Source organism: Dyella sp. (assembly GCF_035508675.1).
Lineage (GTDB): Bacteria > Pseudomonadota > Gammaproteobacteria > Xanthomonadales > Rhodanobacteraceae > Dyella_B.
Map to the genome: position 1 here is coordinate 1 of NZ_DATJMN010000230.1, position 12,189 is coordinate 12,189.

Annotated in this window: 15 protein-coding genes and 1 pseudogene; 9 read left to right on the plus strand and 7 right to left on the minus strand. The window is 60.5% G+C overall.

What is annotated here, in order from left to right:
• From VMA74_RS12225 to VMA74_RS12250, 6 genes are all read left to right on the plus strand, one after another.
• On the plus strand, positions 1-111 hold a 111-nt coding region (locus VMA74_RS12225; protein ID WP_325367328.1), incomplete at its 5' end, for an IS3 family transposase.
• 81 nt (positions 112-192) lie between these two features.
• Entirely contained in the window at positions 193-555 is a 363-nt protein-coding gene (locus tag VMA74_RS12230; RefSeq protein WP_325367302.1) for a hypothetical protein, read from the plus strand.
• Positions 556-991: 436 nt separating this feature from the next.
• Positions 992-1,564, plus strand: coding sequence for a hypothetical protein (locus VMA74_RS12235; RefSeq protein WP_325367304.1), 573 nt, complete (start codon positions 992-994; stop codon positions 1,562-1,564).
• 91 nt (positions 1,565-1,655) lie between these two features.
• On the plus strand, positions 1,656-2,039 hold the full coding sequence (locus VMA74_RS12240; RefSeq protein WP_325367306.1) for a hypothetical protein: 384 nt from the start codon (positions 1,656-1,658) through the stop codon (positions 2,037-2,039).
• 245 nt (positions 2,040-2,284) lie between these two features.
• A complete protein-coding gene (locus VMA74_RS12245; protein WP_325367308.1) occupies positions 2,285-3,142 on the plus strand; it encodes a hypothetical protein in 858 nt (285 codons plus the stop codon).
• 59 nt (positions 3,143-3,201) lie between these two features.
• Positions 3,202-3,891 (plus strand): hypothetical protein, encoded by a 690-nt coding sequence (locus tag VMA74_RS12250; protein WP_325367310.1) that lies wholly within the window; start codon positions 3,202-3,204, stop codon positions 3,889-3,891.
• Positions 3,892-4,422: 531 nt separating this feature from the next.
• Here VMA74_RS12250 and VMA74_RS12255 read toward each other — a convergent pair.
• On the minus strand, positions 4,423-5,325 hold the full coding sequence (locus tag VMA74_RS12255) for an SDR family oxidoreductase (RefSeq protein WP_325367312.1): 903 nt from the start codon (positions 5,323-5,325) through the stop codon (positions 4,423-4,425).
• Between the two features lie 91 nt (positions 5,326-5,416).
• Between VMA74_RS12255 and VMA74_RS12260 the strand changes: the two genes are divergently transcribed.
• The 3 genes from VMA74_RS12260 to VMA74_RS21640 all read left to right on the plus strand — a co-directional run bounded on the left by VMA74_RS12260 (position 5,417) and on the right by VMA74_RS21640 (position 7,644).
• Positions 5,417-6,244, plus strand: a complete 828-nt coding sequence (locus tag VMA74_RS12260; protein ID WP_325367314.1) for a helix-turn-helix transcriptional regulator — start codon at positions 5,417-5,419, stop codon at positions 6,242-6,244.
• Positions 6,245-6,663: 419 nt separating this feature from the next.
• Entirely contained in the window at positions 6,664-6,996 is a 333-nt protein-coding gene (locus VMA74_RS12265; protein WP_325367316.1) for a hypothetical protein, read from the plus strand.
• Between the two features lie 324 nt (positions 6,997-7,320).
• Positions 7,321-7,644, plus strand: a complete 324-nt coding sequence (locus VMA74_RS21640) for an SEC-C metal-binding domain-containing protein (RefSeq protein ID WP_414649607.1) — start codon at positions 7,321-7,323, stop codon at positions 7,642-7,644.
• Here the strand turns inward: VMA74_RS21640 and VMA74_RS12270 are convergent.
• From VMA74_RS12270 to VMA74_RS12295, 6 genes and pseudogenes are all read right to left on the minus strand, one after another.
• A complete protein-coding gene (locus VMA74_RS12270) occupies positions 7,608-7,862 on the minus strand; it encodes a hypothetical protein (protein WP_325367318.1) in 255 nt (84 codons plus the stop codon). The two genes, VMA74_RS21640 and VMA74_RS12270, sit on opposite strands and share 37 nt — an antisense overlap.
• Before the next feature lie 419 nt (positions 7,863-8,281).
• Positions 8,282-8,692, minus strand: a complete 411-nt coding sequence (locus VMA74_RS12275; RefSeq protein WP_325367320.1) for a VOC family protein — start codon at positions 8,690-8,692, stop codon at positions 8,282-8,284.
• A gap of 38 nt (positions 8,693-8,730) precedes the next feature.
• Positions 8,731-9,180 (minus strand): helix-turn-helix transcriptional regulator, encoded by a 450-nt coding sequence (locus VMA74_RS12280; RefSeq protein ID WP_325367322.1) that lies wholly within the window; start codon positions 9,178-9,180, stop codon positions 8,731-8,733.
• A 268-nt stretch (positions 9,181-9,448) separates the two neighbouring features.
• Positions 9,449-10,279 carry a universal stress protein gene (locus VMA74_RS12285; protein WP_325367324.1) on the minus strand — a complete coding sequence of 277 codons (831 nt, stop codon included), beginning with the start codon at positions 10,277-10,279 and terminating at the stop codon, positions 9,449-9,451.
• Positions 10,280-10,437: 158 nt separating this feature from the next.
• Positions 10,438-11,343, minus strand: a complete 906-nt coding sequence (locus VMA74_RS12290) for a MurR/RpiR family transcriptional regulator (RefSeq protein ID WP_325367326.1) — start codon at positions 11,341-11,343, stop codon at positions 10,438-10,440.
• 4 nt (positions 11,344-11,347) lie between these two features.
• Positions 11,348-12,189 (minus strand): annotated as a pseudogene (locus VMA74_RS12295) (MFS transporter); the annotation flags it as partial.

Genomic DNA, 12,189 nt, shown 5'->3' on the forward strand with positions numbered 1-12,189 from the left:
GCCAAAGCGCACGTATTCGAATACATCGAGGTTTACTACAATCGCCAACGGCTTCACTCGACCCTGGGCTATCTCAGCCCTGCAGAGTTCGAGCTACGGTATGTCGCTTAACTACGTGTCCGTGAACCAGGGGCAAGATCAATCATCGCTCACGTCTGCAACGACGAGGGCAAATGGGGGAAGGGTTTCGTCATGGCGATAAGTAAGCGCTGGAAGACACCGGAGCTTGCTTATCGGTCAGCATTTTCCGGCGGTTCGGTGCCTTCTTTGGGTGAGGTCCAGTTTGTGCCAGTCGAGCCCGGGCTTGAAGTGGCCAATCTGATCGGCCAGCACGGCGTTGCTCGCCGTGGGCAGCATGCACCGCCTATCCGCTACGAGGCCATTAGGAAAGGGTTGAGCGCCATTGCTATGCATGCGATGGAAGCAGCAGCGACGGTACACATGCCAAGGATAGGCTGTGGATTGGCGGGCGGCAGGTGGGAAGACATAGAGCCGATCATCAAGGAAACTCTTATTAGTCATGGAATAGCTGTAACGGTCTACGATTTCGATTGACGATATCTGTCTGTTAGGCGCGCAGCAGTTCCATCAAGGGCCAAATCATAAATGGCGTCTTTCCGTGTTAACCGAGCCATCCAATATGAGCCTTTGGGAAATAACGACGAGCTTGATCGACAAGGCGGCAATGCTTTTCGCGGCCGACGATGACGAAAGCGATTCCGACCGCAGCAAGGAGCTGGCGAAGCGCTTCGATCTCAGTGGCGCTCTTTTGCATTAATGATGCGGGGAAAACTGTGCTGGAGGAGCGGCTTGCAGAGCACGGTGTGTCGGGGATGGTCTTTCGCGAAACATCTGTTGGCTGAATCATTGCTTGCACTAGGCTTGCCGACATATTTGCGGCTTAGAATGCAGTGAGTGGCGGAGCGAGTCGAGGGCGCCATGCAACACGGGGCACCGAAAGATGGAATCGACAGGGAACAGGGGAGAGAAAATGAATCCAAGCGATTTTCAGCGTGCAAAGCACGCATCCACGATTGGTGGAACAAGGGACAGTACACCTAGTACCACCCTGAAAATTGGTTCAGTGGTAGGGGCGGTTATTGGCTGGGGATTGGGGGCCTATTCTGGTGCCAATCTAATGATCCCACTTGTCGGGACGGGTGCCGTTTTTTTTGCCGCATGGAAGCTTCTGCCCGAGGACAGGCGTATCGCTCTGCCGGCGCTAAGCGTACAGGCGGGACATTTGCTCTGGTTTGTCATTGGCATGATCACGACCAAGACCGTAGGTGCAAATGCACTGGATGTACTGTGGCTGCTGACGGGCCTGATCTGGCTGGCCGCGAAGCCAAGTCGTGGACCGCTTTGGGTTCTTGGCATCTACCAGTTGCTAGTGCTTCCTTTGAATTTTTATCTGTTTTTGCACGTTTCCGTGGGAACGCCGGCTCACAAGGCGTTGCTTGTGCATATCGTTTGGCGAGCCATGGCGTTGGGGTTGATGGGCATGATGTATATGCGCCTGCGCCGTGAAGAGCTCGGCAGCGAGGTGTCGTCGCCGGAGGCATAGATGCAGGGTCGCAGCCATCGCTTAGGGGCTGTTTTTCAGACACTTTGCCGCGCAACACCGGCAGGTTGTCTTCACGCTGATAGGGGGAAGCATGAGCAGCAACAATCCGTACGAAACACCACATTCCGAGGTTGACGATCGTCCGTCGGACAGCGCCGATCTGCAGCAGATTGCCAGCGGTCAGAAGCTGATCATCTATTCGATCCTCTTGAACGTCGTAAGCATCTCGCTCCAGCGTTCATCTGGAGGGTTGGCATTGGCAGCCAGCCTGGTGGCGATCGTGATGTCGCTTATCGGCATTCTCCGTCTTTGCGGAGGCTTTGAATATTCCACCGGCGCCAAGGTTCTGCTGGTTATTGGCAGCTTCATTCCACTGGTGAACCTGGTGATTCTGGTGGTGCTGAGCATGAAGGCCACAGGCCGGTTGCGTGAGGCGGGCTATAAGGTGGGCTTGCTTGGGGCGTCGCCGCCATAAGGCGTTGACAACTGCGCGTGCGAAGCACACGGGGATTTGCCCGGCGTGCTTCGCACGACGGCGAAATTATAAAAAGCGCAAGTAAAGCCTCCGCGGGAATAATGGCGCGGCGGGGAGCTAAGGCTAGCCCGTAGGCTGGGATGACAATCCCGGCTTTCGGAAGTGGCGCAGCGTGTCGAGGGCGCCATGCAACACGGGGCACCGAAAGGTGGTTGTTCGATTCGACAGGGAACAGGGGAAGGAAAATGAGCAGCATTGTTCGTTCATTGGCTATTGCAGCCTGCGGTCTTGCTACGTCCGTCATAACGGCCCTCGTCTTTGTGTTTGCGTCCAAAGCATGGGGCGAGGACCTCTACACGTTTAGCGTATGGGGCTTGCTGCCTATAGGTGCGATTGCCGCAGGTGGATTGGCGGCGTCGGGGTATTACTTCGGCAGCGTGCGCTTGAACAAGCGTCCCGATGCATGGTTGTTGTTGGAGATGGTCGTCAATGCCGGACTGACACAGCTCCTTATTTACTATCTGGGTTACGTTACCTTGGTGCTGGCGGATGGTCAGCACGTTGCCGACGTGGTTTCGTTTGGACGTTATCTGGATATCTTGTTTACCAAGGCGCACTTGCAGTTGGGCGTCGGGGCGGACATGCATGAAGAGCCCAATGAGCTTGGCTCTGTCGGTTATGGCGTGGCGGCTATTTATTTCGTGGGTTTTCTCCTGGGCGGTCTGATGGTATGGGGCTTCCTGCGTGCGAAGCCGTTCTGTTCGGCTTGCGACGTCTATTTCCGGAAGTTGTCCAAGCGTTCACGGTCGTATGCAAATACCGACAGCGCCCTACAGTACTACAACCAGGTATTCCGTCATCCCTTTGACAGCGCTGAATTTGCTTCGTTACTGCGAGCGCAGTCGAAGGTATCCAAACCAGGCAAGGGGGCAATGACCATCGATACCATCCTGCATGGCTGCCCCAAATGTCGCGTGCAGCTGATAGAGGAAAAAGTGCAGGTTCATAACGGAAAGCAATGGTCGGAAGTGCGGGATATGCAACGCCGTGTCGAAGTGCCGGCCAGCATGGATCTGCGGAACCTCTTCCAATCAGCGAGATAATGGCTTCTCGCTACGTTCCGTAGCGAAAGCGGCCGCCATATAGGGTGCAAAGGACGAATATGGAAAGCGATCTGGTGCGTCAATACGCCAGGATGTCTGACAAAGAACTGCAAGCGCATTTCGCTTCGGGGCAGCTCGACGAAGGCTCGCTGGCGCTGTTGATGGCGGAGCTGAATCGGAGAGGCCTGCGCCCTGGGCTGTCGGATCAAGCCGGGGATACGGGCGATGCCGGCCTCGAAATACCGGACGGGTTCCGGCAATTGGTGGGCGGTCTTTCACCGCTGGATGCACAGATTTTACTTGGCCGCTTGCAGGCCGAAGGTGTGGACGCGCATTTGTCGGGCGCGAACGTCACGCAAACCAACCTGCTGTGGTTTCAAGCTTTCGGTGGCGTTCGCGTGTTTGTGCGCAGGGAGCATCTGGCGATGGCGCTCGATGTCATGAATGCTCGCATCGAGGGCGGTTATGACATGGAGGATGCGGATGAGGAGCAAGCGCCGCGCGTCGATCGCATACAAAGAAAGCGCCTGTTTGGATGGGTAATCGTGCTTCTGCTGGCCGTCGTTTTCGGTGGGATGGCGCTGATGGCGATCTGGTCGCCTTCCTATGAATACTTTCCCTACTCAATGACGCCGGAACCCACTTCCCGGATCGTAGGGAAATGGCTGCTTAGTGCTCTCGTGGTTGGTAGCGCTGCTTTCTGGATATTTTTTGTTGAAAGCGCCGTCCGACGCCAGAGGCGGTCATAAGCTCAATCAGAACAGGGCGTAGGCTCAATGCTCCGAACTTAAGGTGCGTATCAATGCCATTCAATGCGGTCGTCATTCCGGCGAAGGCCGGAATCCATGCCTGTATTTGCGATGGATTCCGACCTTCGCCGGAATGACGTCTGGGCGGAAATACCTTGCGGCGAACGTTAAGTTCGGAGCATTAGGCGTAGGGTGGGATGACAATCCCAGCTCTCGGAAGCTTCAAGGGACCATACCAGCAGGGGATTAAGATGCGCCGTACAAGATCCACGGCATTGGGAGCCACCGCGCTACTCGCATCGGGCATGGTCAACGCCGACGCCGGTGCTCCCATGTTGTTCATCACGTTTCCGGCGATGCTGGGATTTCATCCCAGCCTACGCGCTCTTGCTCGGCAAGTGACTCGAATTCAACGCCGCGCCCCATTTTTGCTTGACGTCATTCCCGCGAAAGCGGGAATCCATCTTGCTCCGAAGCAAAAAGTTGGGTGGATTCCCGCTTTCGCGGGAATGACGGCGATGGGGTTACGTGTTATCTGTTGTGCGCCTCGAAATACGCCGCCTTGTCCATGTCTTCCAGCAGCGTCGGCTGTTCGGGTTGCCATCCCAGCAGGTTGCGCGAGCGTGGGCTGGAGCTGGGGCAGTCGATGGCGGCGAAGTTTGCGAACCAGCCGAAATGCTCGGCCACCTTGTCGCCGGATAGGGAAACCACCGGGATGTTCAGGCCGCGGCCAATCGCTTCGGCGATCTGCCTGACTGGCACGCCTTCTTCGGCAATGGCGTGGAAGGGTCCTTGCGCGGCGTCGTTTTCCAGCGCCAGGCGATACAGGTGTGCGGCATCCAGGCAATGCACGGCCGGCCAGCGGTTGCGGCCTTCGTCCACATAGGCGGAGACGCCTGTTTGCCGTGCAAGTTGCACCAGGCGCGGCACGAAACCGTTGTCGCCGATGCCGTGGACGGTGGGTGCAAGGCGGATCGCCGCGGTGCGCACGCCGCGCGCTGCAAAGGCAAAGGCAGCGGTTTCCGGTGAGCGCGGGAAGGATGCGAGCGGTGGGCGCGTTGCATCGTCTTCGCTCGTCACCCGGCCGGGTGCCAGCAAGGCCACGCCGGATGTCACCACAAAGGGGCGCTGCGAACCTTCCAGTACGCCGCCGATGGCCTCGATGGCGCGGCGTTCCTGCTCGGAGCTGGCCACGATCTTGGAGAAGTCGTGGTTGAACGCGGTGTGGATCACGCCGTCCGCTTGTGCTGCTGCTTGCTGCAACACCGCCAGATCGTCGAGCGTGCCATGCAGCACTTCGGCGCCCAATTCGGCAACCTTCTTTGCACCGGCTTCGGATCGCACCAGGCCCAACACATGATGCCCGGCTGCCAGCAGCTCCTTGACCACGGCCGAGCCGACCCAGCCACTCGCACCTGTAATGAATACGCGCATGAAACGATCTCCGCATGTCAGTGGCGCTAACATGGCGCGTAGACTTATCGTAGAAAAGTAGTGATTTCATCGTGTGATAATGACTAACAGGATGAGCGAACAAGCGCGCCCCAATCGGCTCGGGAGTTACCTGAAAGATCGCCGCAGCAAGCTGGACCCGGCGGCCTTCGGCTTTGCGTCTGCGCGTCGCCGCACGCCGGGCCTGCGCCGGGAGGAGGTCGCACAACGCGCCCACATCAGCACCGCCTGGTACACCTGGCTGGAACAAGGGCGCGGCGGTGCGCCGTCGGCCGAGGTGCTGGAGCGCATTGCCGAGGCATTGATGCTGACGCAGCCGGAGCGCGAACACATTTTCATGCTTGGCCTTGGCCGCCCGCCCGAGGTGCGCTACGAGCAGCGCGATGCGATTACGCCGCGGCTGCAGCGCGTGCTCGACCGGCTCAATCCCAGCCCGGCCCTGATCCGCACGGCAACCTGGGATGTAGTGGCATGGAACAAGGCAGCGACGGCCATGCTGGTCGACTATGCTTCGCTTGCGCCGGAAAACCGCAATGTGCTGAAACACATTTTTCTCGACCCGCGCATACGCGCGGCGCAATACGATTGGGAAAGCGTGGCGCGCTATGTGGTGGGTGCGTTTCGCGCGGATGTCGTGCGTGCAGGGGCGGCTTCGGCGGTGGGCGAGCTGGTCGATGAGCTATGCCGCCGCAGCGAGGATTTTGCGCGGATGTGGCGCGACACGCATGTTCACGCCCATCACGAGCGGATCAAGCACATCAATCATCCGGTGTTTGGGCCGTTTGCTTTCGAGCATTCCACCTTTGCGGTGGATGGCCGGCCTGACCTGACCATGGTTGTGCACAATCCGGTGAGTGATGCCGATCTGGACAAGATTGTGAAGGCGATCGGGGCGGGGTGATATTTGCTCCGCGCCAGGAGCGCTGCCCTTCGGTCGTCCTTATGGGCACTTCTGTAAATCGCCCACTACTCGTCCAACAGCGTGACAAGTCGGTACAACTTGATTCTCGCCATGATGCACTCCCTCCCCTGCTTCGCGGGGGAGGGAACCGTTTTTCGCGATGATCCAGATGCCCGCTTCGCTATGAGGGCAATTTATAGAAGTGCCCTTATGCATTTCAAATCGCGCCGCTTCGTCAATCACAAAACGGCAACCGCCTACATACGCGATCACGCCGACTTGCTACGTTCGGCTCGCCACCGATGCTCTCTTGTGCAGCGACATCGATGGCCATGGCAGCAATGCTGTGAGAAGCGCGGAACGTGAGAGCTACCAACTCCCACGCTCCGCTAACCACCCAACTAAGAGGACTAGTTGATATGGCTGAGCCAGATCATACGGCACCCGCACGCCAGTCGGGGCTCCCCGATTATCCGTTCACCCACATTCCTGGCGCGCCGCCGGACGGTGTGGGCGACGTTGAGAAAACGCAACTGGAAATCGTCTCCGCCATCGCTGGCATCGAGCATGTGAAGCTTGTCATCACATGCCTACTCGCTGACAGCGATGCCTACGGCGAAGCCTGGGCGGATGGCGAAGCGGTGCAGCCACTTTCGTGGCCGTTGCCGACGACGACCTATTCCAGCTTGCTGGTGGCCATCCACTTTCTCAACGAATGTGCAGCCATGCTTCGGTATGACTTGCGCAGGTAAGGCGCCAGGGTCCGCATGATCATTACCGCGGCACACCCTTGGAGGCGGTGTGCCGCACCTGGCGCAGTCGCGCATGCCGCACGGCGGGTCGGTCGGTTCCTGCACGATCTCCATCTCGCGGGCGACATGTAATGCAGCGGCCCTGCCCATGTCAGCACCGGGCTAAGGTCGATGCCGGCCGTAAGGCGACTTCATCTACACTTGCGAATGGCGGCCTGTCAAAACGGGAATCGTCATGAGGAAGATATTGCTTGCGATTGTCCTTATGACGGTAAAGGATCCCTCGGTACCGCTGCGAAGTATCGCCTCAACAACACAAAGGAGATGTGCCATGTCATCCAACAATTTCAGCTTTCGAGCGCAGTAGCAAACGCCGCAAGGGCTATCCCTCCGAACAACGGGTCAAGAAAGGCAACCGCGTCGTTCACGGCAACAAGGAATTATTTCGAGAAACTGGGCCGCAACGATCCATGCCCGTGCGGCTCTGCGAGGTTGTTTCAAGAACTGCTGCATGCGATCCGGCAGCTTCGACGGCGCAGGGCGGCACTACTACGTGAGATAGAGAAGGGCGGCGTCGGCCGCCCTTCCATCGTCAAGCCGCCGTGGCATCCTCAATGCACATGGCTTAGCAATGGCGTTACCACCTGATTCAATTGCTGATGCGTCAGCGCAGGCGATTTATCCTTCCATCCATCGTCGACCAGCTTGCCGTCGCAATCGATGATGAAGCTCACCGGCAGATGCCAGATGCGTCCGTAGCCGGGCACGTGCGAATCGCCAAGCAGGCCCACCGGAAAGCTCAGTGTGCCGGCCACCTTGCGCACTTGATCGAGGTTGTCCGGTTCGTCGAGGCTGAAGCCGAGCACGGCCAGGCCGTCTTCTGCATGTGCGCTGGCGTATGAGGTTGCCGGGGCGATAATCGGCGCCGGGGCGATCGAGGTTTTCCTTCACGGCTGCGTGGAATTGCGCATTGGCGAAGGCGTCGAAATTCTGGCTGACCGGCTGGGAGTAATACGCCCCGGCGATCAGGTCGGCGCTGCCCGTGCCGGCCTGCAGATCCGTATCGAGCGACTGCCCCAGACCGAGGCCGTTGCGGAATGTCACGGGGTGACCCGCCAGGGGGCCATCCGCGGTTTCTCCGCCGTAGTTGCCGGTAGGCAGCTTCACGCCGAATTGCACACCCAGATTATGCGCGGGGCAGAAACAGGCCGGGTGACATCCCAGCCCAATGCCGGGATGTCGCTTGCAGGGCGATGGCGCGCGCTTCGGGTTGATCGATAAACGCTTAGCGCAATTGCTGGATACGGATCATGTTGCCGGCAGGGTCGCGAATGGCGCAGTCGCGAATCCCGTACGGCTGGTCGGTCGGCTCCTGCACGATGTCCACGTCGCGGGTCTGCAGCTGTTCAAAGGTGCCGTCCAGGTCCTTGGTTGCCAGCAGCACGATACCGAAGCTGCCCTTGGCCATCATTTCGGCGATGGTCCTGCGCTCGTCGTCGGTGATCCCTGGGCTGGCTTCCGGCGGATACAGCACGATCGATGTGCCGGGCTGGGCCGCCGGCCCTACCGTGATCCAGCGCTTGCCGCCGTAGCCCACGTCGTTGCGCACCTCAAAGCCGAGGGTGTCGCGATAGAAGGCCAGGGCGGCGTCCGGATCGTTCTGCGGCAGGAAGCTGGAGTGGATGGTGATATCCATGGTGATTGCTCTCTCGGTGGTGGTGAGGTCCATGGGGATCAGTCTAGTTTCGGCTCCGCGACCGGCGCTTCTCGATTCCTGATCGGTCGTGTCACCTGCCTGGCCACGCACGAAAGCATGCCCACGGTTGCGTGCGCCTGCTGGCGCCGGTACGCGCCAGGCGGCATACCGACCAGCTCGGTGAACCGCGTGGCGAAGGTGCCCAGCGATGCGCAGCCGACCGCGAAACAGACATCGGTAACGCTGAGATCGCCCCGGCGCAGCAACGCCATGGCTCGCTCGATGCGCCGCGTCATCAGATAGCTGTAGGGCGATTCACCGTAGGCAGCCCGGAACTGCCGGCTGAGGTGCCCGGCCGACATATGCACGCCGCGCGCCAGCGCTTCCACATCCAGCGGCTGCGTGTACTCCCGATCGATCCGGTCGCGAACGCGGCGCAACCGCGCAAGATCGCGCAGATGCGTGGCGGTGGCGGGCTTGGTGGTCATCGGCCCGATCGTGTCATGGCGTTGCGGATGGCTCAAGCCCGAAAGCTGCTTGGCGTGAAATGGAACATTGCGCGAGCATCTTGTTGCCGGCAGGGCTTCCGAAAAATTTCCCCGCACAGCAGTGCGCAATCGCGGTAGTGACGGCCATGCATAGGCTGGGTTGGCGCAGCGCAACCCAGCGTGTTCGGGCGGCAGTGTTGCCTTGAACCAACCCGCCATGGGCGATTCGTTTTCACCATGCGCCCATGGGATGAGCGGCGCGGAAATCTCAGTGCGACATCAGCACCGGAATGGTCGAGTGCAGCAGCAGGTCCTTCGTTACGCCGCCGAACGCCCATTGCCGGAAGCGGCTGTGACCGTAGGCGCCCACCACGATCAAGTCGACCGCTTGCCGCGTAGCGATGCTGCGCAGTTGCTCCGTCGCATGCTTGTCGATGGCCGGTACGGTCTGGCCATGCGCCGGAACATCGTGGCGATGGAGCCAGTAGGCCAGGTCTTCGACGTTCGCGCCTGCTTCCTTCAGGGCGCCTTGGTTGGCAATCTCCAGCACGGTGACGCGCTCGGCGCGTTTCAGCAGCGGCATGGCGTCTATCACGGCACGGCGTGCTTCGCGGGTGTCTTGCCAGCCGATTAGGATGTGCTTGGGGTGCAGTGTTTCGACCTGTGCCGGTAGAACGATCACGGGGCGCCCAGCTTCCATCACGACGTCGTTGGTGCTGGCATAGCGCAGCTGCTCGAACGCATCGTTGTCGCCGCGCTGATGCATGAGGATGACATCCGCGCAACGGATCTGCTTGAGCACGAACTTCGATGCCCAATCGGTGATGCTTGCCCGCCAGGTCAGGCCGCGTGTGCCGCGTTGTCCCAGGATGCCGAGGAACTGGCGTTCGGCTTCCTCAACATGCAGCTTGATCTCGGCATCGTCCATTTCCACGATGCCGCCGGGCAGATTGCCGGAGGCGTAGACGATTTTCAGCGGCTCGCACGCAGCAACGCCCATGACATCGGTGCCAAGGCGCTCGGCGATATCGCCGGCTACGCCAAGCAGGCGTGCGTTGTCGCGGCCCAGTTCCAGAATGACCATCAAGGTGGAATGCACGATGCCCCCTCAGCCGTGGCGATGTACGAAGCTGGGATGACGCTATGCTGTAGCGCTTGGGCGCGTTTGATTTATATCAATGCGTGCGGCATATGAGGTGAAAATGGCAAGCCCGGCTTGCTTGGGCACCTTGCCGCGGTTTCATTGCAGCCTGCGGGTTATTTGGAATCTCTGCGTTTGCCTGCACCCGCACGATGTCCGCTGCCGGCCGAAGATTCCCGCACCCCCGCGCCCATATAGCCCACCAGCTTCTGCCGCAACTCGTTGACGTCGCCCAGCCGCTCCATCACCTCCTCGCCCCGCTCCTGCACGAACGAGGTGGCGATCAGGCTGAACAGGGTGGTGTAGGCGCTGTAGGTGTGCCACACCCAGCTGGGTTGGATCATCAGCACGTGCGGGGTGAGGTCGCGCGCCCAGTAGCAATCGGTGTCGGTGATCATCACCAAGGGAATGCCGCGGGCGATGACGGCTTCGGCGAGCAGGCGGAATTGCTTGAAGTAGCGGCGCATGTCCAGCAGCACCACGCAGCTGTTGCGGCTGGAGTCGAGCAGCATGTCGATGTAAGCGCCGTCGCCGCCGGCATGGAACGATACGTGCGGGCGCAGTTGTTCCAGCGTCTTGGCGAAACCCTCGCCGAGAAAAGCGGCGTGCTGGAAGCTGGCTACCGAAACGCGGTCGGCCGACATCAGCAGTTTCAGCACGGATTTCCACTCCTTGGTGCCGACCAGTGCATGCACGTCGGTGAGCGCGCGGATTTCCGCTTGCAGGTGCGCGGCGATCGCGTCGGTGTCCTTGGGCTGTTCCGGTTCCTTGTACAGGTGGCGCCAGCTGCCGTCGCCGCGCAGTTCTTCCTTCAGCTCGTTGACGCCGTCATAGCCGAGCGTGCGCAGAAAGCGGCCCACCGTCATCGGGCTGACGCCGACGCGTTTGCTTAGCGATGCCGCGGTCTCGAACGGCAGGTCGCGAATGTTGTGCAGCAGGTAGTGGGCGATCTTCTGCTCGGACGCGGTGAAGCTGTCCCAGCGGTCCTTGAGCTTTTGTTGCAGGTCCTTGGGTGTCGTCATCGGTTTACCGGGAAAGCATGGCGGCCAGGCTCCCATTCTCGCGCTTTTCCACCTGCCCCACGCGCAGGCCGACCACGTACAGCAGCAGCCCGGCCAGGCCGGCCACGCCGCCGATCAGCATGAAAAACCAGCCGTGGGACAGCGGCGTCCACAGCGTGCCCAGCGCACCAGCCAGCAGGTTGCCGAAGAAGCCGGCGAAGAACCACAGCGCAATGCTGGTGGCGCGGAAACCTTCCGGCGCCATGCGGCCGAACAAGCCTAGGCCGACCGGCAGGATGTACAGCTCGCCCAGTGTCATCAACACGAACCAGCCCGTCAGCCAGACCCAATGGGCGCGCGTGCCGTGCGACTCCGCCCAGGCGGATACACCGGCCAGTAACACGTAGGACAGCCCCACTACGGCAGCACCGAACGCCATCTTGTGCAGCCATGGCGTTTCGATGCCGCGCTTGGCCAGGCGCGACCAGCGCGCCAGCAGCAGCGGCGTGGCGGTGATCACCACCAGCGAGTCAAGCGACTGGAACCAGGTCATGGGAATGCTCCAGCCGGCGGCAACGTGGCGATTCACGCCTTCATCCGCCCACAGCGCGATGGTGTTGCCGACCTGTTCGTAGGCGCCGCGAAACACCACTACGATCGCCGCCACGCCCATCAGGAAGCCCAGCCGTCGCCAGGTCGGCCGATCGAGCGGTGTGCGCACCGTTTGGCGGGCAGGCGTGCGCGTGGCTTCCGTCGGCAGATGGCGCTGGCCGCACAGGTAAATCACCAGCGAGGACAGCATGCCGATACCCGCCGCCGCAAAGCCCCAATGCCAGCCATACGCTTCGCCCAGGCTGCCGCAGATCA

Bases quoted from the DNA above. Each gene is read 5' to 3' on its own strand.
- VMA74_RS12255 (WP_325367312.1), bottom strand. From the start codon at position 5,325: ATGCGCGTATTCATTACAGGTGCGAGTGGCTGGGTCGGCTCGGCCGTG.
- VMA74_RS12235 (WP_325367304.1), top strand. From the start codon at position 992: ATGAATCCAAGCGATTTTCAGCGTGCAAAGCACGCATCCACGATTGGT.
- VMA74_RS12230 (WP_325367302.1), top strand. From the start codon at position 193: ATGGCGATAAGTAAGCGCTGGAAGACACCGGAGCTTGCTTATCGGTCA.
- VMA74_RS21640 (WP_414649607.1), top strand. From the start codon at position 7,321: ATGTGCCATGTCATCCAACAATTTCAGCTTTCGAGCGCAGTAGCAAAC.
- VMA74_RS12260 (WP_325367314.1), top strand. From the start codon at position 5,417: ATGAGCGAACAAGCGCGCCCCAATCGGCTCGGGAGTTACCTGAAAGAT.
- VMA74_RS12290 (WP_325367326.1), bottom strand. From the start codon at position 11,343: ATGACGACACCCAAGGACCTGCAACAAAAGCTCAAGGACCGCTGGGAC.
- VMA74_RS12245 (WP_325367308.1), top strand. From the start codon at position 2,285: ATGAGCAGCATTGTTCGTTCATTGGCTATTGCAGCCTGCGGTCTTGCT.
- VMA74_RS12280 (WP_325367322.1), bottom strand. From the start codon at position 9,180: ATGACCACCAAGCCCGCCACCGCCACGCATCTGCGCGATCTTGCGCGG.
- VMA74_RS12250 (WP_325367310.1), top strand. From the start codon at position 3,202: ATGGAAAGCGATCTGGTGCGTCAATACGCCAGGATGTCTGACAAAGAA.
- VMA74_RS12240 (WP_325367306.1), top strand. From the start codon at position 1,656: ATGAGCAGCAACAATCCGTACGAAACACCACATTCCGAGGTTGACGAT.
- VMA74_RS12275 (WP_325367320.1), bottom strand. From the start codon at position 8,692: ATGGATATCACCATCCACTCCAGCTTCCTGCCGCAGAACGATCCGGAC.
- VMA74_RS12265 (WP_325367316.1), top strand. From the start codon at position 6,664: ATGGCTGAGCCAGATCATACGGCACCCGCACGCCAGTCGGGGCTCCCC.